Source organism: Type-D symbiont of Plautia stali, assembly GCF_001485335.1.
Lineage (GTDB): Bacteria > Pseudomonadota > Gammaproteobacteria > Enterobacterales > Enterobacteriaceae > Pantoea > Pantoea vagans_C.
Map to the genome: position 1 here is coordinate 1 of NZ_BBOC01000086.1, position 23365 is coordinate 23365.

The 23365-nt window shown below is 55.0% G+C and carries 20 protein-coding genes and 1 pseudogene; 10 read left to right on the plus strand and 11 right to left on the minus strand.

The genetic code is table 11. From position 1 onward, the window contains the following. From rsxC to ydgT, 5 genes are all read right to left on the minus strand, one after another. The coding region (gene rsxC / locus PSSD_RS21315; protein ID WP_058973607.1) for an electron transport complex subunit RsxC at positions 1-1882 on the minus strand (1882 nt) is incomplete at its 3' end. Then, on the minus strand, positions 1875-2453 hold the full coding sequence (gene rsxB, locus PSSD_RS21320) for an electron transport complex subunit RsxB (RefSeq protein ID WP_039331013.1): 579 nt from the start codon (positions 2451-2453) through the stop codon (positions 1875-1877). The genes rsxC and rsxB, both read right to left, overlap by 8 nt. Continuing rightward, positions 2453-3034 carry an electron transport complex subunit RsxA gene (gene rsxA, locus PSSD_RS21325; protein WP_039331012.1) on the minus strand — a complete coding sequence of 194 codons (582 nt, stop codon included), beginning with the start codon at positions 3032-3034 and terminating at the stop codon, positions 2453-2455. The genes rsxB and rsxA overlap by 1 nt, the downstream gene beginning before the upstream one ends. Before the next feature lie 123 nt (positions 3035-3157). Beyond that, complete coding sequence (locus PSSD_RS21330; RefSeq protein WP_058973608.1) at positions 3158-3601, minus strand: DUF2569 domain-containing protein; 444 nt, start codon at positions 3599-3601, stop codon at positions 3158-3160. 101 nt (positions 3602-3702) lie between these two features. Continuing rightward, positions 3703-3918, minus strand: coding sequence for a transcription modulator YdgT (ydgT, locus tag PSSD_RS21335; protein WP_039331009.1), 216 nt, complete (start codon positions 3916-3918; stop codon positions 3703-3705). A gap of 674 nt (positions 3919-4592) precedes the next feature. Between ydgT and ytfQ the strand changes: the two genes are divergently transcribed. The 5 genes from ytfQ (at position 4593) to PSSD_RS27530 (ending at position 9576) form a co-directional block, all read left to right on the plus strand. Then, positions 4593-5549: a galactofuranose ABC transporter, galactofuranose-binding protein YtfQ gene (gene ytfQ / locus PSSD_RS21340; RefSeq protein ID WP_039331008.1), complete on the plus strand. Its 957-nt coding sequence runs from the start codon at positions 4593-4595 to the stop codon at positions 5547-5549. A gap of 56 nt (positions 5550-5605) precedes the next feature. Then, a complete protein-coding gene (ytfR, locus tag PSSD_RS21345; RefSeq protein ID WP_058973609.1) occupies positions 5606-7126 on the plus strand; it encodes a galactofuranose ABC transporter, ATP-binding protein YtfR in 1521 nt (506 codons plus the stop codon). Continuing rightward, positions 7119-8135, plus strand: coding sequence for a galactofuranose ABC transporter, ATP-binding protein YtfT (gene ytfT, locus PSSD_RS21350; RefSeq protein WP_058973610.1), 1017 nt, complete (start codon positions 7119-7121; stop codon positions 8133-8135). Before ytfR ends, ytfT begins: the two co-directional genes overlap by 8 nt. Next, positions 8132-9118, plus strand: coding sequence for a galactofuranose ABC transporter, permease protein YjfF (gene yjfF / locus PSSD_RS21355; RefSeq protein WP_039331005.1), 987 nt, complete (start codon positions 8132-8134; stop codon positions 9116-9118). Before ytfT ends, yjfF begins: the two co-directional genes overlap by 4 nt. Positions 9119-9309: 191 nt before the next feature. Beyond that, a complete protein-coding gene (locus tag PSSD_RS27530) occupies positions 9310-9576 on the plus strand; it encodes a hypothetical protein (protein WP_153011480.1) in 267 nt (88 codons plus the stop codon). Positions 9577-9779: 203 nt separating this feature from the next. Here the strand turns inward: PSSD_RS27530 and araA are convergent, their stop codons facing one another. Continuing rightward, complete coding sequence (gene araA, locus PSSD_RS21365; RefSeq protein WP_058973612.1) at positions 9780-11270, minus strand: L-arabinose isomerase; 1491 nt, start codon at positions 11268-11270, stop codon at positions 9780-9782. A 10-nt stretch (positions 11271-11280) separates the two neighbouring features. After that, positions 11281-12957, minus strand: coding sequence for a ribulokinase (locus PSSD_RS21370; RefSeq protein ID WP_058973613.1), 1677 nt, complete (start codon positions 12955-12957; stop codon positions 11281-11283). Positions 12958-13323: 366 nt separating this feature from the next. On the opposite strand from PSSD_RS21370, the gene PSSD_RS21375 reads away from it, so the two are divergent. From PSSD_RS21375 to PSSD_RS21395, 5 genes are all read left to right on the plus strand, one after another. Then, entirely contained in the window at positions 13324-14307 is a 984-nt protein-coding gene (locus PSSD_RS21375; protein ID WP_039331001.1) for an arabinose ABC transporter substrate-binding protein, read from the plus strand. A 166-nt stretch (positions 14308-14473) separates the two neighbouring features. After that, on the plus strand, positions 14474-15997 hold the full coding sequence (araG, locus tag PSSD_RS21380; protein ID WP_058973614.1) for an L-arabinose ABC transporter ATP-binding protein AraG: 1524 nt from the start codon (positions 14474-14476) through the stop codon (positions 15995-15997). A gap of 17 nt (positions 15998-16014) precedes the next feature. Beyond that, positions 16015-17001: an L-arabinose ABC transporter permease AraH gene (gene araH / locus PSSD_RS21385; protein ID WP_039330999.1), complete on the plus strand. Its 987-nt coding sequence runs from the start codon at positions 16015-16017 to the stop codon at positions 16999-17001. A 61-nt stretch (positions 17002-17062) separates the two neighbouring features. Next, positions 17063-17980 carry an arabinose operon transcriptional regulator AraC gene (gene araC, locus PSSD_RS21390; protein WP_039330998.1) on the plus strand — a complete coding sequence of 306 codons (918 nt, stop codon included), beginning with the start codon at positions 17063-17065 and terminating at the stop codon, positions 17978-17980. A 77-nt stretch (positions 17981-18057) separates the two neighbouring features. Continuing rightward, the gene (locus tag PSSD_RS21395) at positions 18058-19098 is read left to right on the plus strand and encodes an oxidoreductase (protein ID WP_039330997.1); all 1041 of its coding nucleotides are present in this window, start codon (positions 18058-18060) and stop codon (positions 19096-19098) included. Positions 19099-19240: 142 nt separating this feature from the next. Here PSSD_RS21395 and add read toward each other — a convergent pair whose 3' ends face one another. From add to PSSD_RS26770, 4 genes and pseudogenes are all read right to left on the minus strand, one after another. Continuing rightward, the gene (add, locus tag PSSD_RS21400) at positions 19241-20239 is read right to left on the minus strand and encodes an adenosine deaminase (protein ID WP_058973616.1); all 999 of its coding nucleotides are present in this window, start codon (positions 20237-20239) and stop codon (positions 19241-19243) included. 118 nt (positions 20240-20357) lie between these two features. Next, positions 20358-21527 (minus strand): MalY/PatB family protein, encoded by a 1170-nt coding sequence (locus PSSD_RS21405; protein ID WP_201023842.1) that lies wholly within the window; start codon positions 21525-21527, stop codon positions 20358-20360. A 5-nt stretch (positions 21528-21532) separates the two neighbouring features. After that, a pseudogene (malX, locus tag PSSD_RS21410) lies at positions 21533-22948 on the minus strand (maltose/glucose-specific PTS transporter subunit IIBC); the annotation flags it as partial. A 35-nt stretch (positions 22949-22983) separates the two neighbouring features. Further along, positions 22984-23365, minus strand: a 382-nt coding sequence (locus tag PSSD_RS26770; protein ID WP_153011481.1) for a tyrosine-type recombinase/integrase, incomplete at its 5' end; no start/stop codon positions are given.

A 23365-nucleotide genomic window follows, 5' to 3' on the forward strand; every position in this document is an offset into this window, starting at 1 on the left:
CTGCCTTCTTGGCTTTCGCACGTGCAATCGCCGCTTCGATAGCTGCTTTACGCGGATCGATGTCAGCAGCAGGTGCATCAGCCGGTTGTTCAGCGGCGGCAGCCGCTTTCTTGGCTTTCGCACGTGCAATGGCCGCTTCGACAGCGGCTTTACGCGGATCACCTTCAGCAGCAGGTGCCTCAGTAGGTTGCTCCGGCGCAGACGCCTTTTTAGCTTTAGCACGGGCAATCGCCGCTTCAACGGCTGCCTTACGCGGGTCGCCTGACTGGCGGCTCAGTGCCTGAGTTTCGGCCTGTTTTTCTGCTTGCTGAGCCAGTGCCTGCGCATGACGTGCTTCGCGCTCGGCAGCCTCCTGCTCTGGGGTTTTGGCCTGACGCGCTTTCACACGTTCCACTGCCGCATCGAGTTCACCCTGGTCAGTGCGGGCAACGCGCTGTTTAGCTTGCTCATGACGGGCTTCACGTGCCAGTTTTTCACGCTCTAAACGCGCCTGACGTGCTTCAAAACGGGCTTTGGCTTCCGCAGTGCGTTTCGCCTCAAGATCGATGGCGCGCAATTCCGCCTTCTCCTGGCGATAGTACTGCACCAGTGGAATATTGCTCGGGCAGACATACGCGCAGGCTCCGCACTCGATGCAGTCATCAATATTATGCGCGCGTGCTTTATCGTGATCGCCGCCCTGGCTATACCAGAACAGCTGCTGCGGAAGCAATTTGGCTGGGCACGCATCGGCACACGCGCTGCAACGAATACAGGACTGCTCTTCTTCGTTATTGCCCATCTCACTGGTCGAGGGGGCCAGAATACAGTTCGAAATCTTAACCAACGGAACATTCAGTGATGGCAAGGTAAAGCCCATTAACGGACCGCCCATAATCACCATCTGACGCTCGCTGGGGGTGAAACCGACATGATGCAGCAGATGGCTGACGGGCGTGCCTAAACGACCCCAGACGTTACGCGGCTGGGTAATCGCTTCACCGGTCAGCGTCACAACGCGCTCGGTGATCGGCTCGCCATCAACAATGGCGCGTTTGACCGCCCAGGCGGTACCGACGTTTTGCATTAGCACGCCGATATCCGTGGAGCGCCCGCCGTGTGGCACTTCCCGGCCGGTAAGAATCTGCGTCAACTGCTTGGCACCGCCAGAAGGGTATTTGGTTGGGATCACGCGTAGTTGCAACTCGCGATCGCCACCCAACGCCTGCTTCAGTGCAGCAATGGCTTCAGGTTTATTATCTTCAATGCCAATTAACACCCGCTCCGCCTGTAAAACCCAGGTGAGAATGCGACAGCCTTCCAGCACTTCCGCTGCGCAATCCTGCATTAAGCGGTCATCCGCGGTGATGTAGGGTTCGCACTCGGCCGCGTTGATAATCAGCGTCTTCACACCACGCAGACCACCACGCAATTTAGTCGCCGTAGGGAAACCCGCGCCGCCTAAACCCGCGATACCCGCATCGTGGATGCGCTTCACCACCTCTTCACGCGGCAGGGCGCGGAAGTCAGGTTGCGGATCGAGCGTAGTCCAGCGATCTTCGCCATCGGCACGCAGGAAAATGCACAGTTCCGAAAGACCCGAAGGGTGTGCGGTCATATGGGGCGCAATAGCTTCGATGGTGCCGGAGGTGGGAGCATGCACCGGCAACATCCGTCCACCGCCGAAGGTCAGCGGCTGGCCACGCAGCACGTGCTCGCCCGGAGAAACACAAATCTCGCCTTCATGGCCAATGTGCTGCTTGAGCGGAATGATAAATTGTTCAGGCAGCGGCAGCTGACTCAGCGGCGTACCGTTTGACTGCGTCTTCATTTCCGGCGGATGAATACCGCCCTGAAAATCCCACAGTTTCTCTTTGCGGAACAGGTTTAACAAATTAAGCATGAGTTTCTACCGGAATCACCCGTACAGGAATGGTGTCGAGATTCCACTTCCAGTTGGCCGTGGTAGTGGCAACCGGACGCATCTCAATGCAGTCGGTCGGGCAGGGGGCAACGCACAGATCGCATCCGGTGCAAACGTCGCTCAACACGGTGTGCATGGCGCGCGTGGCGCCGACAATCGCATCAACCGGGCAAGCCTGAATACATTTGGTACAGCCGATGCAGTTAGCTTCATCAATCCACGCCACGGTGCGGATCGGCTCCTGCACCTCTTCGCCACCATCCAGCGGTTGCGGTTCGACGTTGAGCAGCGCAGCCAGTTTAAGCATGGTTTGCTCGCCGCCTGGCGCACACTTGTTGATGGCTTCACCGTTGTTGCCGACGGCGTCTGCATACGGACGACAGCCCGGATAACCGCACTGGCCACACTGGCTTTGCGGCAGAATACTGTCGATCTGTTCTACGATCGGATCTTCTTCCACTTCAAATCGACGCGAGGCATAGCCAAGCAGGGCACCGAATACCAGGCCCAACGCAGCTAATGCCACAATAGCAATCCAAATCGCGGTCATTAGAATTTCACCAGACCGGTAAAGCCCATAAAGGCCAGCGCCATCAAGCCTGCGGTGATCAGCGCAATAGAGTTACCTTTAAATGGCGCGGGCACGTTGGCCAGCACCAGACGTTCACGCATACCGGCGAACAGCACCATCACCAGCGAGAAGCCCAGTGAGGCGCTAAAGCCATAGATCGCCGCTTGCAGGAAGGTATGGTTGAGATTAACGCTCAACAATGGCACGCCTAATACCGCGCAGTTGGTGGTGATCAGTGGCAGGAAGATGCCCAACAAGCGGTACAGTGACGGGCTGGTTTTGCGCACCACCATTTCGGTGAACTGAACGACAACCGCGATCACCAGGATATAGGCCAGGGTGCGCAGGTAAACCAGGTCAAGCGGGACCAGGATCAGGTGGTTCACCAGCCAGGCGCAGATCGCTGCCAGGGTGATCACGAAAGTGGTGGCAAGTCCCATGCCAATGGCCGTTTCCAGTTTTTTTGACACGCCCATAAACGGGCATAGGCCGAGGAATTTGACCAACACGAAGTTGTTCACCAGCACGGTGCCAATAAAGAGAAGTAAGTAATCGGTCATTTTTTAACCTGGGAAGCCGAAAGGCGACTATTATCCGGAATTGAGAGGTGCATCTCAACCTCTACACAAAAAGTGCGGCAGTTGAGAGCACTCAGAATTAAATTCCTGACGAAACTCGCACCATTATGGCTGGATAAACGTCTGTTTCACGCGCTGTGAGCGCTTGAGATAGGGAACAAACACCGCGGCGGCCAGCAACGACAGCAGCAGGGTCTGAATCGCTTTGCCATCGGGCACTGGGGTAAAGGCAAAGGTTTTGAGTGCTAACAACACCGTCAGCAGCAGCCAGAGAATGTAATGACGCGGTAAGCGGCGCGAACGTTTACAAAAAATCCAGCACACCCAAATACTGTAACCCCACACCAGCCCAGCCGTGAGCAGGGAAATCGACCATTGGGTCAATAGCAGACCACCGTGAGAAAACAGGGTTTCGCGTAATTCGGTGTTGAACAGTGGGCTAAGATACATCGCCACCACCAGAGCACTGGTCAACATGGTCATTATCAGCCAAGCCAGCGGCAGTAATAGCCAACCAGCGATGCGCGGCGGGTTCACCGGTTCGGTCATCTTGCAGATCCTGTAACGAATAAGAGAAGGCGTATTATGTCCAAACGGGGCACGCCCGACATGGACAACGCAATAGTGCAGAAAAAGGCAGGAAAATCCAATTACATTACATAGCGCCAGACAGATTTTGGCACGCAGCCTAAATCGAAGAGGCGACCGCCGGAAACAAGTTCAGCACGGCGATGGTCGGCGGCACGATACATATTGATGATGTCATTATCATCGGTCAGCGAATAATTGAGATGGTCATAGAGCTTTTCCAGACTATCGAGATTATTCACTTTACGGAATTTCAGCAGGTAATCGAGCGCAGTCATGATTGCCATTTAAAAAATAAAGTACTGGGAAGTGCCCAAGTATAGGGAGCACACGGCCAGAGTCCATATGTCAGCGTTAAAAAAATTCAAAAATCAGACAAGGCGAGCTAATTTGTTTATCAAAAGGCATTTTTTCTCCCTTTCTTGTTTTTTTACGCCCATTTCTTACTGTATCTAAGGCAAATTGCCCCTTGATATTCGGGGGGCGTGATAAAATCTCACACCCTCAAAATCTCGTCTCTCTCTGCCTGTTTTAGCCCGTTAAATGGCTTATTTCTTTATCAGGCTACGCATAATTAGCTGATTTATTACCAGTTGGTTTGCAAGTTAATGCACGGCTCTTGAAACCACCGATCACATAGTGTGCGAATAGTCACAATTCTGATCATTGCTCACGTCTACAGCGCATAACCATTCTTTACGTAGCAGCTGTAATCGCTTCCAGTTGTTGTGCACATAACCGATTCTGTTTATTACCTTTATTTAACAGCAGTTGAAATAAATCACAGGTGAAATGTCCATAAAGCTGGTACGACTTCTGACGGGGCTAATTCCGTAACTCCTTTAATTCATTCTAATTTGTGAGGCATGTCGCGCTTGTTTATTTCCTTTTGCGCCAGGCTTAATCCGCGTTTTGTACCCCTACAGCACACTCCCTTCAGAGGAATGAAATTATGTGGAAACGTTTACTCTTGACCGCCATGGTGAGTTCAGCACTCAGCGCATCTGTACTGGCTGCAGATATGACGGTGGGCTTCTCACAGGTTGGCTCGGAATCTGGCTGGCGATCAGCAGAAACCAACGTGGCGAAAAGTGAAGCGCAAAAGCGCGGTATCACTTTGAAAATCGCCGATGGTCAACAGAAGCAGGAAAACCAAATCAAAGCGGTGCGTTCATTCATTGCACAGGGCGTTGATGCGATCTTTATCGCGCCGGTGGTGCAAACGGGCTGGGAACCGGTATTGGAAGAAGCGAAAGACGCGAAGATTCCGGTGTTCCTGTTAGACCGCGCCATCGTGGTGAAAGACAAGTCACTTTATATGGCCGTGGTGACGGCGGATAACGTGCTGGAAGGCAAGTTGATTGGTGACTGGCTGGTTAAAACGGTGGGTGATAAGCAGTGTAACGTGGTTGAGTTGCAGGGCACGGTGGGTGCCAGCGTCGCGATCGATCGTAAGAAAGGCTTTGCGGAGGCCATCGCGGGCCACAATAACATTAAGGTGATCCGCTCTCAGTCTGGCGACTTTACCCGCAGTAAGGGTAAAGAAGTCATGGAGAGCTTCATCAAGGCGGAGAACAACGGCAAGAACATTTGCATGGTTTACGCCCACAACGATGACATGGCAATCGGCGCGATTCAGGCGATCAAAGAAGCTGGCCTGAAACCCGGCAAGGATATCCTGACCGGTTCAATCGATGGCGTGCCAGATATCTACAAAGCGATGCTGGCAGGAGAAGCCAATGCCAACGTTGAATTGACGCCAAATATGGCCGGTCCGGCCTTTGACGCGCTGGAGAAATTCAAGAAAGACGGCACCTTGCCGCCAAAAATCATCAAGACCGAATCGAAACTGTATCTGCCAGATTCTGCGCAGGCCCAGCTCGATACCAAAAAAGGCATGGGTTACTGATCCCCGCAGCCGCCCTTCGGGGCGGTTTTTCATGACGTAAGGCGAGGTAGAACCTGATGAGCACCTCCGATGAATCCGCACTCCTGACGCTGCAAGGCATCAGCAAAGGTTTTCCCGGTGTTAAAGCGCTGGATAATGTTTCGTTCAGTATTCGCAAAGGCGAGATCATGGCGCTGCTGGGTGAAAACGGTGCGGGAAAATCCACACTGATTAAAGTATTGACCGGTGTTTACACCCGTGATGCTGGCACCATTACACTGAATGGCAAAACCATTTCCCCGCACAACACGGCCGAAGCTCAGCAGATGGGCATTGGCACCGTGTATCAAGAAGTGAACCTGCTGCCGAACATGTCGGTGGCAGACAATCTCTATATTGGCCGTGAGCCACGCCGATTCGGCATGATTGATCGCAAGCGAATGGTGCGCGATGCCGATGCACTGATGCGTAATTACGGCTTTGCACTGGATGTGACACGTCCGCTGGGGCATTACTCGGTGGCGATGCAGCAAATTATTGCGATTTGTCGCGCGGTGGATCTGTCGGCACAGGTGTTGATTCTCGATGAACCTACCGCCAGCCTCGATGCCAGTGAAGTGGAGATGCTTTTTACTCTGATGGCGCAGTTAAGAGCCAAAGGGATGAGCCTGATTTTTGTTACGCACTTTTTAGACCAGGTGTATCGCATTACCGACCGTATCACGGTGCTGCGCAATGGTCAGTTTATCGCGACGCGCGAGACGGCATCGCTGCCGCAAATTGATCTGATCAAACTGATGCTGGGCCGCGAACTGCTGGAAACCGCATTGCAGCGACAGGGCAGTACTCTGCGCAGCAATCAACCGGTGGTGGAATTTGAAGATTACGGCAAGAAGGGCACCATCGAGCCGTTTAACTTGCAGGTTCGACCGGGTGAAGTGGTCGGTTTGGCCGGATTACTCGGTTCGGGTCGAACTGAAACCGCTGAAGTGCTGTTCGGTATTCGTCGTGCCGATCGCGGTACGGCAAAAATCAAAGGGAAAGTGCAGCACATTCGCACCCCGGCGAAAGCTTCGCATCTTGGCATGGGCTTTTGCCCGGAAGATCGCAAAACCGACGGCATTATCGGTGCGGCCAGCGTGCGCGAGAATATCATTCTGGCGTTGCAGGCTCAGCGCGGCTGGCTGCGACCGATCAAGCGCCGTGAACAACAGGCGATAGCCGAACGTTTTATTAAAAGTCTCGGTATCCGCACGCCGCACGCCGATCAGCCGGTAGAGCTGCTGTCGGGGGGGAATCAGCAGAAGGTGTTGCTGTCACGCTGGCTGGTGACCAAGCCACAATTTTTGATCCTCGACGAACCTACACGCGGTATCGATGTGGGAGCGCACGCCGAGATTATTCGCTTAATTGAATCCCTGTGCGCCGATGGACTGGCGCTGTTAGTTATTTCCTCTGAACTGGAAGAACTGGTGGGCTACGCCGATCGTGTGTTGATCATGCGCGATCTGAAGCAAGTGGCCGAAATCCCGCTGGAGCAGCTGTCGGTGGCGTCGATCGTTAATGCCATCGCTGACGGAGGAGCACAACATGCTTGAATCGCCTATGACACAGCCTAAACCCGAACGGCGTAAGCCGAAATTGCCGCCTGGCATGCCACAGATTGCCGCACTGATTTTGGTGCTGCTGGTGGATAGCCTGGTGGCGAACAATTTTTTTGCCATCCATGTGCAGGAGGGCCGTTTATTCGGTAGTCCGATCGATATCCTCAATCGCGCGGCACCGGTTGCGCTTTTGGCCATTGGTATGACGTTGGTGATCGCGACTGGCGGCATCGATTTGTCAGTCGGTGCGGTGATGGCAATCGCCGGCGCAACCGCCGCCACGCTCACCGTAGCAGGGCACAGCCTGATTTTTATTATCCTTGCTACGCTGGGAACTGGGCTGGCCTGCGGTTTGTGGAATGGGGTTTTGGTGGCGCTGCTGAAGATTCAACCCTTTGTCGCCACGTTGATTTTGATGGTGGCGGGGCGTGGTATCGCGCAGCTGATTACCCAAGGGCAAATTGTGACCTTTAACAGTGATAGCCTGGGCTGGTTTGGTAGCGGTTCGCTGTGGCTGATGCCGGTGCCAGTATGGATTACCTTGCTGGTGGCATTGCTGGTGTGGTTGCTGACGCGCAAAACCGCACTTGGCCTGTTTATTGAAGCGGTGGGGATTAACTTACGCGCTGCGCGCAATGCAGGGGTGACCGGCTGGCTGGTGGTGATGTCAACCTATGCGATTAGCGGCGTGTGTGCCGCCGTGGCGGGATTGATTGTGGCGGCAGATATTCGCGGTGCGGATGCCAATAACGCTGGTCTGTGGCTGGAGCTGGATGCCATTCTGGCCGTGGTGATTGGCGGCGCATCGCTGATGGGTGGGCGCTTTAATCTGGTGTTGTCGTTGATTGGTGCGTTGATTATTCAGTCGATGAATACCGGCATCTTGCTGTCAGGTTTTCCGCCTGAGTTGAATCAGGTGGTGAAAGCCGTGGTGGTGATGTGCGTGCTGTTGCTGCAATCACCGCGCTTTATCGCGATGCTGAAAGGGAGACGTCCAAAATGATCAAACGCCATCTGCCTTTGATGATTACGCTGCTGGTGTTTGTCGCCGGTTATTTGTTTTGTCTGAGTCAGTTTCCTGGCTTTGCATCGACGCGCGTGATTTGCAATATCCTGACTGATAATGCGTTCTTGGGCATTATCGCAGTGGGGATGACCTTTGTGATTTTGTCCGGCGGGATTGATTTGTCCGTCGGCGCTGTTATCGCCTTTAGCGGAGTGTTTCTGGCGCGGATTATTGGCGATTACCATGTCGATCCGGTTCTGGCGTTCGCCATTGTGTTAGCGATGGGCGCACTGTTTGGCGCCATGATGGGCTGGCTGATTGATGCCCTGAAGATCCCGGCTTTTATTATTACCCTGGCCGGGATGTTTTTCCTGCGCGGCTGTAGTTATCTGGTGTCGGAGAACTCGATTCCTATCGATCATCCGCTGTATACCACGTTGTCGAGTCTGGCGTGGAAGATACCCGGCGGTGGAAGGCTGAGTCTGTTGGCGGTGATTATGCTGGTGGTCGTGGTGGGGGGAATTATCCTCGCGCATCGCACCCGTTTTGGTAATCAGGTTTATGCCATCGGCGGTAATTTGACGTCCGCACAGTTGATGGGGGTGTCCACCCGAGCGACCACCATTAAGATTTATATGCTTTCGACGACACTGGCGACTTTAGCGGGGATTGTGTTTTCAATTTATACCTCCGCAGGTTATGCGCTGGCGGGTTTGGGCGTGGAGTTGGATGCGATTGCCTCAGTGGTGATCGGCGGTACGCTTCTTTCGGGTGGTGTCGGTACGGTGCTCGGCACGCTGTTTGGGGTGTTGATTCAGGGGTTGATTCAGACCTGGATTAACTTCGACGGGACGCTGAGTTCGTGGTGGACGAAGATTGCCATCGGTATTCTGCTGTTTGCCTTTATCGCGTTGCAGCGTTTGCTGACCGTGATGTGGGATCGCCAGAAGAATGCACCGGTTAAACGTCTGACGTCATAGGTGTATGGCCTCGTAGGGTGCGCATTTATGCGCACTTGTGGCTGGGTTTGGCTGGGGTTGCTGCGGGTATCGTGCCCGGCCCCATAAAGGCCAGCCCGATCGCAAAGGAATCTCGCATCCATGCAGATCGACCGCCGCATCCCGGCGGCGGACGCTTTGCTCTTCGGGCTGGCCTTTACGGGGCTTTAAGCATGGTTATTGCTGTAGTCCGCGATGGCATCAGTATTCTCTCCAACTTTGGTGGCGCAATTAATTGCGCATCTGCCGCGCTTGCTGTGGGTATCGTGCATCGCCCCATAAAGGCCAGCCCGATCGCAAAGGAATCACGCATCCATGCAGATCGGCCGCCGCATCCCGGCGGCGGACGCTTTGCTCTTCGGGATGGCCTTTACGGGGCTTTAAGCATGGTTATTGCTGTGGCCCGAGATCGTGTTGACGTTCCTGGCAGGTTTTTATGACTTAGCAAAACGCACGAGATTTTCAGTAAGGAAACAAAGGCGGGTAGTGGAGTAAAGCGTCCGTCGCAGGGATGCGGCGGTCGAGGCTACAGGGATGTATTCACGCCGACTTTACGCAACGCCCGCCTTTGTTGACTGACCTGCACGTTTTAACTAATAAAAAGCCGCGAATCTCTCGCGGCTTCGTTCATCAAGTCAAAACATCAACGTGCCAGTCGGTAATAAGCCTCGTTCCAGCGCAGTGCGTCTTTAAACGCGGGCAAACGTGTATCTTCATCGATCACCAGCACTTCAATGCCGTTCAGCTCGCCGTACAGGTACATATCGTCCAGATCTAAGGCCTGACTAAACACCGTATGATGGGCACCGCCCGCCAAAATCCAGGCTTCAGACGCGGTCGCCAGCGAGGGTTGTGCACGCCACAGCGCGCGGGCAACCGGCAATTTCGGCAGCGGTTTTGGCTGTTCAATCGCATCGACCACATTCACCAGTAGACGGAAACGATCGCCCATGTCGATCACACTGGCATTCACTGCACGGCCCGCTGGCGTTGAGAAGATCATGCGTGCGGGGTCAGCTTTGCCGCCGATGCCGAGGAACTGCACGTCAATCAACGGTTTGGTCTCTTTGGCAATCGACGGACACACTTCCAGCATATGCGAACCTAACACCAGATCGTTTCCCGGTGAGAAGTGGTAGGTGTAATCCTCCATAAACGAGGTACCACCGGCACGGTCCCCGGCCTGGACTTTCAGGATGTGCAGCAGCGCGGCGGTTTTCCAGTCACCTTCACCTGCAAAACCATAACCTTGCCCCATCAGGCGCTGTACCGCTAAACCGGGCAACTGTGTCATGCCATGCAAAGTCTGGAAGTTGGTAGTGAACGCTTTACAGCCTTCATCGTCGAGGAAACGTTTCAAGCCTAATTCTATGCGTGCGGCATCCAATACGTTCTGGCGTTTATCGCCATTAACTGATGCGGCATCACTGAACAGATACTGACTCTCATATTCGTCGATCAGCGCACTCACTTCCCCCTCGCTCACGCTGTTCACCACCTCGACCAGATCGCCGACACCCCAGCCATTGACCGAGTAACCGAACTGAATTTGTGCGGCGACTTTATCGCCTTCGGTGACGGCCACTTCACGCATATTGTCGCCGAAGCGCGCCACTTTCAGCTGCTGACTCGCCTGTCTGGCCAGTGCGGCGTTGATCCAGCGCGCGATGCGTTGCTGGCTGGTTTTATCCTGCCAGTGGCCGGTCACCACGCTGTGTTGCAATCCCATACGTGCGCCAATAAAGCCAAACTCACGGCCGCCGTGTGCGGTTTGGTTGAGGTTCATAAAATCCATATCCATACTGTCCCACGGAATCTCCGCGTTGAACTGGGTATGGAATTGCAGTAGCGGTTTATTCAGGATGCTCAGGCCGCCAATCCACATCTTGGCGGGAGAGAAAGTATGCAACCAGGTAATGATACCGGCGCATTGATTATTGTGATTGGCTTCGCGGCACAGCGCGAGCGCTTCATCCGGAGATTTCACCAACGGTTTCAACACCAGCGGCACCGGTAAATTACCTGCCTGATTCAGGCCGTCCATTACCTGGCGGGCGTGCTGCTCCACCTGGCGCAAGGTTTCCGCTCCGTAGAGGTGCTGAGTACCAATCACAAACCAAACGTTCTGTTCCATTTACTGCTCCTTACTTGGCGGATGCGGCGTACTGCGGTTCAGCAGCCTGGCACCAGTTTTGATAACGTTGATAAAGTTGTTGATAGCCCGCCACGCGCAGGCTGTTGGGCTGCAATGTCACCGCAATGGGGCTGGCCATCACCTGCTGGGCAGCAGGTACATCGGCATGCACGCCGGCAGCCACGGCGGCAAAAATGGCCGCACCTAAAGCGCAGCACTCATCGGAGGCGACAATATCCAAGGGTCGGTTCATCACATCGCAGCACGCCTGCATGATGGCGGGGGATTTACGCGCAATACCGCCAAGCGTCAGGATGCTCTCCACCGGGATCTGCTGCTGTTCGAAACACTCCATGATGGCGCGTGCGCCAAAGGCGGTGGCGGCAACCAGGCCGCCAAACAGCGCGGGGGCATCGGTACCCAGATTCAGGTCAGTGATCACCCCTTTCAAACGCTGATTGGCATCTGGGGTGCGGCGACCGTTGAACCAGTCAAGAATCACCGGCAGATGGTCTAACTGCGGGTCGGCGGCCCAGGCTTCGGTCAATGAGCGGATTAAATCCTGTTGCATTGCGGCTAGCTGAGGCTGTAATTCGGGATGACGCGCCACGGCCTGCTGCAGTGGCCAGCCGAGCAGGCGACTGAACCAGGCATAGATATCGCCAAATGCGGACTGGCCCGCTTCGCAGCCGATGGCACCCGGCATCACGCTGCCATCTACCTGTCCGCAAATACCTTTAATCGCGCGGTCACCGACTTTTTCGCTATCAGCTATCAGGATGTCGCAGGTGGAAGTGCCAATCACCTTCACCAAGGTATAAGGCTGTGCGCCCGCGCCTACCGCTCCCATGTGGCAATCAAATGCGCCGCCAGACAGGATCACCTGTTGCGATAATCCCAAACGCTGCGACCACTCAGCAGAGAGCGTGCCGACCGGCACATCGGCGGTATAGGTATCGGTAAACAGCGGAGAATCGAGTTGCTCAACCAGCAGTGGATCGAGGGCGCGGAAAAAATCGGCGGGTGGTAAGCCACCCCATTCAGGATGCCAAAGCGATTTGTGACCGGCGGCGCAGCGTCCACGACGTAGCTGTGCTGGTGCCGTGTTACCGCTCAGCAAAGCGGGGACCCAGTCGCACAGTTCCACCCAAGACACTGCCGCGTCACGCACCGCAGCATCGCTGCGTGACACGTGCAGAATCTTGGCCCAGAACCACTCCGATGAGTACACACCGCCAATGTAGCGGGTGTAATCAGTGAAATGACCGTTACGGCACAGCTGGTTAATCTCTTCGGCTTCTTCAATAGCGGTGTGATCTTTCCACAACACGAACATGGCGTTCGGGTTGGTGGCGAACTCCGGTCTTAACGCCAGAACCTGGCCGTCGCGATCAATCGGCGCGGGCGTGGAACCCGTTGAGTCCACGCCGATACCGACCACGGCTGCACGCTGTTGCGGTGATAACGCTTGCACCACCGCGACCACCGCCTGTTCTAAAGCATCAATGTAGTCTTGTGGATGATGGCGAAAGCGATTGGCGTGCGCATCACAGAAATCACCCTTCGCCCAGCGTGGATAGTTCACCACGGCTTTTTCCAGCTCTTTACCACTGTGGCACTCCACGGCGAGGGCACGCACCGAGTCACTGCCAAAATCCAGCCCAATTGTTATGGCGCCAGCACCCATTGGGATTCTCCTGTGTGAGTTATCTGGCTCTATCCTGGAATGCGGCTGTTTAAGCGGTTAGTCATCGCTGGCTGAGAACATGCACTTTTCTGCTATCGACGAGGATGTGTGATCGGCAGCAAAAGTTAATGACTGGTTAATTTCGCTGAATATATGGAGGATTTTGTCATCGTTTTGGGATGTGATACCGCTCTACATTTTTCCTTTCCATTCCCGCTACAACTAGCCCAGCGTTTGCGCAGCCTTTGTACAAACCTTGAGCTAACGCGCTGATTTTGCGCTGTACCCGAACGTGAAATCTGATTGGTAGCGTTTACACCGATTCGTTATTAACAGCGATAAAACACCATTGTGCCGGAGAGCATCATGCATAAATTCACTAAAGCGCTGGCGGCGGTAGGTCTCGCCGCGGTTATGTCACAATCCGCTATCGCCGAGACCATGAAACTCGGTTTCCTCGTTAAACAACCGGAGGAGCCTTGGTTCCAGACTGAATGGAAATTCGCCGACAAAGCGGGCAAAGATCTCGGCTTTGAGGTGATCAAAATCGCCGTTCCTGATGGCGAAAAAACACTGAATGCCATCGATAGCCTGGCGGCGAGCGGTGCCAAAGGTTTCGTGATCTGCACGCCCGATCCTAAGTTAGGCTCCGCCATTGCCGCCAAAGCGCGCGGTTATGGTCTGAAAGTCATCGCAGTAGATGACCAGTTCGTCACCGCCAAAGGCAAGCCGATGGATACCGTGCCGCTGGTGATGATGGCCGCGACCAAGATTGGCGAGCGTCAGGGGCAGGAACTGTATAAAGAGATGCAAAAACGCGGTTGGGATGTGAAAGAGACCGGCGTGATGGCGATCACTGCAAACGAACTGGATACCGCGCGTCGTCGTACTGGCGGCTCGATGGATGCGTTGAAAGCAGCCGGCTTCCCGGAAAAACAGATCTATCAGGTACCCACCAAATCGAATGATATTCCCGGGGCGTTTGATGCCGGTAACTCACTGCTGGTGCAGCATCCAGAAGTCAAACACTGGCTGATTGTTGGCATGAATGACAACACCGTGTTGGGCGGCGTGCGTGCGACTGAGGGTCAAGGCTTTAAAGCCCCTGACGTGATTGGTATTGGCATTAACGGAGTGGATGCGGTCAGTGAACTGTCAAAAGGCGCACCTACCGGCTTCTACGGATCGCTGCTGCCTAGCCCGGATGTGCACGGTTATAAGAGCAGCCAGATGCTCTACAACTGGGTGACCAAAGGTGAAGAGCCACCGAAATTTACCGAAGTCACAGACGTAGTGCTGATCACCCGCGACAACTTTAAAACTGAGTTGGCGAAGAAAGGGCTGATGTAATTGATGGAGGTCGCCATTAATGGCGACCCTACGAATGGCAAATGATGAACGCGATATGTGAACCGATTGAGGTCGCTGTTAAAGGCGAGCTTACGAATGACGAACGCGATATGTGTAAGGTGCGCATTCATGCGCACCTGAGATCCAGCATGATTCAGGAGTTTCCATGAATAGCACTGATTCCGCTTTTCTCTCTTTTCATGGCATTTGCAAAACCTTTCCCGGCGTGAAAGCGCTGCAGGACATCTCTTTCCAGTGCCGCGCCGGGGAAGTGCACGCGCTGATGGGCGAAAACGGTGCCGGGAAATCGACGCTGTTAAAAATTCTGAGCGGCAGCTATCAGCCCACCGAGGGTGAAATCCGTATTAAGGGGGAGGTGAAAACCTTCAACAACACCGTTGAGGCGTTGGATGCGGGCGTGGCGATTATTTACCAGGAACTGCATCTGGTTCCGGAAATGAGCGTCGCGGAGAACATCTATCTCGGGCAACTGCCGCACAAGCGCGGCCTGGTTAATCGCAAGCTGCTGCGCTACGAGGCCGATTTACAGCTTAAGAACCTCGGCATGGATATCGATCCGGATATGCCTTTGAAATATCTGTCGTTGGGGCAGTGGCAGATGGTGGAGATTGCGAAAGCGCTGGCGCGTAACGCGCGCATTATCGCGTTTGATGAGCCGACCAGTTCGCTCTCGGCTCGTGAAATTGAACATCTGTTCCGCGTGATCCGACAACTGCGCGACCAAGGCCGCACGGTGCTGTACGTATCTCACCGTATGGAGGAGATCTTTGCCCTGAGCGATGCCATTACGGTGTTCAAAGATGGCCGCTATGTGCGCACGTTTACCGACATGAAAAATACCGATCACGATGATTTGGTGCAGGCCATGGTCGGGCGCAATCTCGGCGATATCTACGGCTACGCACCCCGCGCGCTCGGCAAGGTACGTCTGCAGCTGGAAAACGTCGAAGCGAAGGGTGTGCGCATGCCGATTTCCCTCCAGGTGAGAGCCGGTGAAATTGTCGGTTTGTTTGGGCTGGTCGGTGCCGGACGCAGCGAATTGATGAAAGGGCTGTTTGGCGCCACCAAATTGCGTGGCGGTACGGTGATGCTGGATGGTAAACGGCTCAACATTCGCCAGCCGATTGATGCCATTCGCGCCGGGATCATGTTGTGCCCGGAAGATCGTAAGACCGAAGGCATCATTCCGGTGCACTCGGTGCGAGACAACATCAACATCAGTGCGCGTCGCCACAATCTCACCGCCGGTTGCCTGATTAATGCCAGTTGGGAAGCGAAAAACGCCGATATCCACATCCGTTCGCTCAACATCAAAACTCCCGGCCCGCAACAGCTGATCATGAATCTCTCCGGTGGCAACCAGCAGAAGGCGATATTGGGCCGCTGGTTGTCGGAAGAGATGAACGTGATCCTGCTGGATGAGCCGACGCGCGGTATTGATGTCGGCGCTAAACACGAAATCTACAACCTGATTTATCAGCTGGCCAATAAAGGGATCGCGGTGCTGTTTGCCTCCAGCGATCTTCCCGAAGTGATGGGATTAGCGGACCGCATCATTGTGATGCGCGAAGGCGAAATTGCCGGTGAACTGCCACACGACGCGGCCACGGAACAGCTGACGCTGAGCCTGGCGATGCCGAAAACCACTCAAGCGGCCGCCGTGGCCTGATGTAAAGGAGAGCAACAATGGCTTCATCTACCACTTCCAACACGCCACCCGCGCAGCGCCATGGCCTGCAACTGGGGCGGATTTGGGACAACTTCGGCATGCTGGTGGTGTTCGCGCTGCTGTTTATCGTCTGCGCCATCTTTGTGCCGAATTTTGGTTCACTGATCAACATGAAAGGGCTGGGGCTGGCAATGTCGATGTCGGGCATGGTGGCGTGCGGCATGCTGTTCTGCCTCGCTTCCGGCGATTTCGACTTGTCTGTCGCTTCCGTGATCGCCTGCGCTGGCGTGGTCACCGCTGTGGTGATCAACATGACGGAAAGCCTGTGGATCGGTGTGGCAGCGGGTTTGCTGCTGGGCATGGCCACCGGGTTTATCAACGGTTTTGTGATTGCCCGGCTGAAGATCAATGCGTTGATCACCACCCTGGCGACCATGCAGATTGTGCGCGGCCTGGCGTACATCTTCTCGGATGGTAAAGCGGTGGGTATTGAAGATGAACGTTTCTTCACCCTCGGCTACGCCAACTGGTTGGGTGTGCCGGCCCCCATTTGGCTCACCATTGCTACCATGATTGTCTTCGGATTCCTGCTCAACAAAACCACCTTTGGCCGCAATACGCTGGCGATCGGCGGCAATGAGGAGGCGGCGAGACTGGCAGGGGTGCCGGTGGTGCGCACGCGCATCATCATCTTCATTTTGTCAGGTCTGGTGTCGGCAGCCGCGGGTATTATTCTGGCATCACGTATGACCAGCGGCCAGCCGATGACATCGCTGGGCTATGAGTTGATTGTGATCTCTGCGTGTGTGCTCGGCGGAGTATCACTGAAAGGCGGCATCGGCAAAATTTCCTATGTGGTGGCCGGGGTACTGATTTTAGGCACGGTTGAGAATGCGATGAATTTATTGAATATCTCGCCGTTCTCACAGTATGTGGTGCGCGGTTTGATACTGTTAGCGGCGGTGATTTTTGACCGCTACAAACAGAAAAATAAAGCGATCTAATGCTGGATTCTGTAGCGGCGGCCTCCAGGCCGCCCGCAATTTACGTTTCAGTGAGGGCACTATGTACCATCGTGAACCGCCAAATGAGCAGCAGAACCCCTTATTACCGGGCTACCCGTTCAACGCCTGGCTGGTGGCGGGGCTGACGCCAATTAATGCCAACGATCAGTTGGATTTCTTTATTGACCGCCCTCTGGGTATGAAGGGCTACATCCTGAATCTGACCATCAAAGGTCAGGGGCGGGTATTTGATGGTGAATCGGCTTTTGATTGTGAGCCGGGTGACCTGCTGCTGTTCCAGCCAAAAACGCCACACTACTATGGCCGTTCCCCGGACAGCCCTTGTTGGTTCCATCGCTGGGTCTATTTCCGCCCACGCGCTTACTGGACCGACTGGCTGCAGTGGCAGGATGAGAGCCAGGGCGTAGGGCGTTTGCGCCTGTCTGAGGCGCAGCGTGCTGAATTCGATCGCCTGTTTGCCAGTATCGAGCAAACGCACAATTCGGGGCGTCGCTTTGCGGAAGAACTGGCAATGAATCTGCTCGAACGGTTGCTGCTGCGTGCCGTGGAAGAGGACCCACGGAGCCATCAGCAAATCCGCGATCCGCGCGTGATTGAGGCCTGCCAGTACGTCACCAATCATCTGGCGAGTGAAGTCAAAATTGAGGAAGTGGCACGGCATGTCTGTTTATCGCCTTCGCGGCTGGCGCATCTGTTCCGTGAGCAAATGGGCATCAACTTGCTGCGCTGGCGCGAGGATCAGCGCGTTATCCGCGCCAAGTTGCTGCTGCAAACTACCCAGGAACCGATTGCCTCGGTCGGTCGTGAAGTGGGTTATGACGACCAACTCTATTTCTCTCGCGTGTTCCGCAAACGGGTGGGTGTCAGCCCCAGTGATTTCCGTCGGCGTAGCCAGGATGCACACGATGCTTTAGTGGCTCAGGAGAGCTGGCAATCGGCACGGAGTGCGATCTCCTGAGTTTTCAGGTGATTCCACCTTGTTCTTACTGACTGATTCGTCTTAAATCAGTCTGGTAACGAACAAGAGGAATGAGAATGAGCGATAAATTACGTGTCGGCCTGATGGGCTACGGCTTTGCCAGTAAAACCTTCCATGCACCTTTGATCGCCGGAACGCCGGGTGTTGAACTGGCCGCGATCTCCAGCAGCGATGCCAGCAAAGTGCACGCTGACTGGCCATCGGTGCAGGTGGTGGCGGATCCGCAAGCGTTGCTGGATGACCCGACACTGCAACTGATTGTAATTCCTACCCCGAACGATACCCACTTCCCGCTGGCAAAAGCAGCGCTCAATGCCGGTAAGCATGTGGTTGTCGATAAACCGTTTACCGTGACGTTGTCACAAGCGCGTGAACTGGACGCGTTAGCCAAAGCCAAAGGGCTGCTGCTGTCGGTATTCCACAACCGTCGTTGGGACAGCGATTTCCTGACGCTGAAAACCTTACTGGCGGACGGTACGCTGGGCGACGTGCGTTATCTGGAATCCCATTTTGACCGTTTCCGTCCTGAAGTGCGTCAGCGCTGGCGTGAGATGAAAGGGCCGGGCAGCGGTATCTGGTTTGATCTGGGGCCGCATGTGCTGGACCAGGCGCTGCAGCTGTTTGGTCCACCGGTGGCGATCAATGTGGATATGGCCGAGCTGCGCCCAGGCGCACAAACCACCGACTACTTCCATGCGGTACTGACCTATCCTACCCGCCGCGTGGTGCTGCACGCCAGCATGTTGGTGGCGGCTGAGTCAGCGCGTTTCGTGGTGCACGGCACGCGTGGGAGCTACGTGAAATATGGCCTGGACCCGCAGGAAGATCGTCTGAAAGCGGGCGAACGTCCACCGCGTGAGGACTGGGGCTACGACATGCGCAACGGCACACTGACACTGGCGGAAGGCGATGTGATGGTGGAAAAAGAGCTGTTAACGCTGCCGGGCAACTATCCAGCCTACTATGCAGGCATTCGTGATGCGATTGCCGGCACCGGAGCAAACCCGGTCGAGGCTGAAGAGGCCATTCAGGTGATGGAGCTGATCGAACTGGGTCTGCAGTCTGCCGAGAAGCGCCAGACGATGTCGCTGAAGTAACAGGATAACCTGATACAGGCTGTGCGTTGATTGAAACGGTCACCACAAATGGTGACCCTACAATTTATGATGCGCAGATTGGGATAATCACCTTTTAGGGTGACCCTTATTGTAGGGTGCGCATTCATGCGCACCTTATTTTTTATCCCGCGACGCGCGCTCGCAGCGCCGCTTTCTCTGCATCACTCAGGAAGGCAATGGTCACGCCATTTTCCTGTGCCTGACGCATCTCTGCGACGGTTAACCCCGCCTGCGGTGCTGCAACCTGATACTCATGTGCCAGTTCCACACCCTGAACTGCAGGATCATCCGTATTGATGGTGGCGAGAATGCCATGCTGCAGGAAGGCCTTCAGCGGATGGGTGGCCAGCGAGGCAACGGTGCTGGTCTGAATGTTTGACGTGAGGCATGACTCCACGCCAATGCGCTGCTCGGCGAGGAAATCCATCAGCGCACGATCTTCAATCGCTTTCACACCGTGGCCGATACGTTCGGCACCCAGCTCACGAATGGCCTGCCAGATGCTTTCTGGGCCAGCGGCTTCACCGGCGTGCACGGTAATTCGGAAACCGGCGTCACGGGCGCGATTGAAATGACTGAGGAACTCACTGCCTGGGAAACCTAACTCGTCTCCTGCCAGATCCACCGCCGTGATGCCATCACGGTGTGCCAGTAAACCTTCCAGTTCACGCAGACAGGCTTCATCACCGAAGGTGCGGCTCATGATGCCGATCAGATTGACATCCACACCATACTGTTTTGCGCCTGCACGCACGCCATCAATGACGGCTTCAACCACACCGGCAATCGGCAGATTGTGGGTCATGGCCATATAACCCGGCGAGAAGCGCAGTTCTGCGTAGTGAATACCTGCACGGGCGGCATCTTCGACGTTTTCCAGCGCAATGCGGCGACAGGCATCGAGATCGCCCAAAACTTTTACGCCCCAATCCAGTTTTTGCAGGAAGCTGACCAAATCTGGTTCGTTGGCGGTGACTTGCACGTGCGGACGCAGTTCGTCGAGGGTATGAGCAGGAAGAGCAAGATTAAACTGGCGGCCTAAATCAAGAATAGTTTGTGCGCGGATGTTGCCATCAAGATGGCGGTGGATGTCAGTCAGGGGGAGTTTCAGGTCAATCATGTCGCACTCGCTAAAGTTACATAAAGTGCAGAGCATTATAAAAACATCTTGCGCAACAGCGCCAGTGATTTGCGCAAAGCGAGAAAGGGATGCTGAAATAATCAGCATCCACAGGCTATTAACCGGCGTGTAAAGCCGCCAGCAAACGATCCAGACCCTCATCCAGCTTGCTGCGCGGACAGCCAGCATTAAGACGCAAATACCCTCGGCTGGCTTCGCCGTAAGTAGAACCCGGCATGATCGCCACCTTGTAGTGATGGATTAACTGCTGTTGCAGGGCCTGCTCATCAATACCGAGGGGATTAAGGTCAATCCATGCCAGATAGGTTGCCGCAGGCGGCTGCCAGTCGAGATCCGGAAAGGCGCCATTCAGCCGCAGGGCGATATGCTGCATATTCTGCTTCAGGTAGTCCCGCAGAGCATCGAGCCAGGGCGCACCCTCACGATAGGCTGCGATGGTAGCAGCGACGGCCATCACCGCCGGAGACGACAAACCATCCTGCTGTTTGAGCGCGTGGAACCACGCCTGGCGATCGGTGGCATCTGGGATGATGCCCCAGGCCCCGGTCAGCGCCGGAATATTGAAGCTCTTAGATGCAGAGGTGAACAACGCCCATCCGGACTGCGGCACCTCGCTCCACGGCGTATGGCGCTCCGAGCCAAGAACCATATCCATATGGATCTCGTCGCTGATCACCTTCACACCGTAACGTTCGCACAGCGAGGACATCTGCTGCAATTCCGCCTTCTGCCATACTTTGCCAGTAGGATTGTGTGGGCTGCACAGCAGCATCACTTTGCATTGCGGCCGCGCCAGCAATGTCTCCAACTGAGCCATATCACAGAGCCAGCTGTTGCCCTGACGCTGTAGAGGCAGTTCCAGCACGCGGCGTTGGTTGCCGTTGATGGTGTTGTAGAACGCATCGTAAGCTGGCGTATGGATCAGCACTTCGTCACCGGGCTGGGTCCAGTGGCGCAGCATCTGCGCCACCATGTAGATCACCGACGGGCCGTAGACCAGTGACTCGGCGGCGACGGTTGTGCTAAAGCGGCGCTGCATCCAGTGCTGCAGGGCAGCGAGGAAATCATCATGCTGCCAGCGGCTGTAGCCAAACACACCGTGTGCCACACGCTGTTGCAGGGCATCAAGAATGCAGGGCGCGGTCGCGAAATCCATATCTGAAATGGTGAAAGGCAGCAGATCCGCCACGCCGAAGCGGTCAGCAACAAAATCCCACTGCGTACACCAACTGCCGTGGCGATCTACCACACGATTAAAATCAAACATATCCATCATGCCACCGAGGTGCTCATCAGGTGTGCCATCTCATCTTTCACCGACTGGACTTGCGGGCCAATCACCACTTGCAAACTGGTTTGATTGAGATGGACCACGCCAATCGCACCATTGGCTTTCAACGCGGCATCATCCACTTTGCTCATGTCCGCGATGGACAAGCGCAGGCGGGTCAGGCAGTTATCCAGCGAAGTGATGTTTTCAATGCCACCCAGTGCCGCCAGAATAGCCGGTGTGTTGTAACCGGATTTCCCCACGCCAGCACGACTCACCTGTTGTTCAACACTGCTGGTTTCTGCTTCTCGGCCAGGGGTTTTGATATTGAAGCGAGTGATGGCGAAACGGAAAATCGCGTAATAACCGACAAACCACACGGCAGCGATCACCGGCACCCAATACCACTTCGTGGAGAGGCCGTGCAGCACGCCGAATACGAAGAAGTCGATGACGTTGCCGTCGGTATTACCAATAGTCACGCCGAGGATTGCCATCACGGTAAAACCTAAACCAGTCAGCAGCGCATGGATTAAGTACAACACGGGCGCGACAAACAGGAACAGGAATTCAATCGGTTCGGTAGTGCCACCGACCACGCAGGCCACCACGCCAGAGATCAGCAATCCTTTAATTTTATGACGATTCTCAGGACGGGCGCAGTGATAAATCGCCAGCGCCGCACCCGGCAATCCACCGAGGAAGGCTGGCATCTTGCCTTGCGACAGGAAGCGCGTGGCACTCTCGGCAAAGCCATGGGTCTCTGGGCAGGCTAACTGTGCCTGGAATATGGTCAACGCGCCGCTGACACTTTTGCCGCACACGTCCAGGGTGCCGCCGGCATCAGTGAAACGGATGATTGCCACCAGAATATGTTGCAGACCGAAGGGCAGCAGTAAACGTTCGCCGGTACCGAAGATCATCGGACCAAATTCACCTGCGCTGTTAATGACCCAACCTAAACCGGTTATCGCACGGGCAAAGAATGGCCAGATCAATGGCACCACCAGGCCCAGCAGGCCCATCACCACCGTGGTCACAATCGGTACAAAACGCGTGCCGCCAAAGAAGGCCAGTGCGTCTGGCAGACGGATGTTGTGGAAGCGCTCATGCAGCCAAAACACCACCACACCCACAATCACCGCACCGAGAATACCGGTGTCGATCGACTGAATACCGAGAATGTTCTGTACGTTATTGGCTTTCAGCACGGCCGCATCAGTGGTAGGCAAAATGCCATTGATGTTCAGCCAGAAGTTGACGCTGAGGTTGAGCACGGCATAACCGACAAAACCGGCGAAGGCGGCCACGCCTTTATTCTCTCGCGCCATGCCCAGCGGGATAGCAATCGCGAACATGACCGGCAAGTAGCTGAAGGCAAATGAGCCCAGCTTGGCCATCCAGATGAATAACGATTGAGGGGGAAAGTGACTTTAAAAACAGTATTTTACGTTCAGGCGGTTTTACAGTGGGGCATCGGTGGGGCATTTCGTGAAAATTCAGCGTTCAAAACCGCCATTTGATCCAGGTTATTCTCTGTCATCCATTTCCCGTAAACGGTATAAAGCATCTGTGCTGAAGAGTGGCCCATCTGGTTAGCGACAAAATTCGGGTTGACTCCGGCACTCAATGCCCAGCATGCAAACGTGTGGCGCGTTTCGTAGGCTTTGCGGTGTCGAACTCCAGCCCGGCGCAAAATGGTTCGCCATGCTGCCCCAAGTGATCCGTTAGTGTAGTAATCCTCTGACCTGCCATTCATCGCGGTAAGGTGCGGCGCAAAAATAAAGGTGCAGAGGTCTATACGCTTTTCACCGTTCTGCCTGAGATGAACCTGA

Coding starts and splice junctions, on each gene's coding strand:
- rsxB (WP_039331013.1), bottom strand. CDS start 2,453: ATGACCGCGATTTGGATTGCTATTGTGGCATTAGCTGCGTTGGGCCTG.
- rsxA (WP_039331012.1), bottom strand. CDS start 3,034: ATGACCGATTACTTACTTCTCTTTATTGGCACCGTGCTGGTGAACAAC.
- PSSD_RS21330 (WP_058973608.1), bottom strand. CDS start 3,601: ATGACCGAACCGGTGAACCCGCCGCGCATCGCTGGTTGGCTATTACTG.
- ydgT (WP_039331009.1), bottom strand. CDS start 3,918: ATGACTGCGCTCGATTACCTGCTGAAATTCCGTAAAGTGAATAATCTC.
- ytfQ (WP_039331008.1), top strand. CDS start 4,593: ATGTGGAAACGTTTACTCTTGACCGCCATGGTGAGTTCAGCACTCAGC.
- ytfR (WP_058973609.1), top strand. CDS start 5,606: ATGAGCACCTCCGATGAATCCGCACTCCTGACGCTGCAAGGCATCAGC.
- ytfT (WP_058973610.1), top strand. CDS start 7,119: ATGCTTGAATCGCCTATGACACAGCCTAAACCCGAACGGCGTAAGCCG.
- yjfF (WP_039331005.1), top strand. CDS start 8,132: ATGATCAAACGCCATCTGCCTTTGATGATTACGCTGCTGGTGTTTGTC.
- PSSD_RS27530 (WP_153011480.1), top strand. CDS start 9,310: ATGGTTATTGCTGTAGTCCGCGATGGCATCAGTATTCTCTCCAACTTT.
- araA (WP_058973612.1), bottom strand. CDS start 11,270: ATGGAACAGAACGTTTGGTTTGTGATTGGTACTCAGCACCTCTACGGA.
- PSSD_RS21370 (WP_058973613.1), bottom strand. CDS start 12,957: ATGGGTGCTGGCGCCATAACAATTGGGCTGGATTTTGGCAGTGACTCG.
- PSSD_RS21375 (WP_039331001.1), top strand. CDS start 13,324: ATGCATAAATTCACTAAAGCGCTGGCGGCGGTAGGTCTCGCCGCGGTT.
- araG (WP_058973614.1), top strand. CDS start 14,474: ATGAATAGCACTGATTCCGCTTTTCTCTCTTTTCATGGCATTTGCAAA.
- araH (WP_039330999.1), top strand. CDS start 16,015: ATGGCTTCATCTACCACTTCCAACACGCCACCCGCGCAGCGCCATGGC.
- araC (WP_039330998.1), top strand. CDS start 17,063: ATGTACCATCGTGAACCGCCAAATGAGCAGCAGAACCCCTTATTACCG.
- PSSD_RS21395 (WP_039330997.1), top strand. CDS start 18,058: ATGAGCGATAAATTACGTGTCGGCCTGATGGGCTACGGCTTTGCCAGT.
- add (WP_058973616.1), bottom strand. CDS start 20,239: ATGATTGACCTGAAACTCCCCCTGACTGACATCCACCGCCATCTTGAT.
- PSSD_RS21405 (WP_201023842.1), bottom strand. CDS start 21,527: ATGTTTGATTTTAATCGTGTGGTAGATCGCCACGGCAGTTGGTGTACG.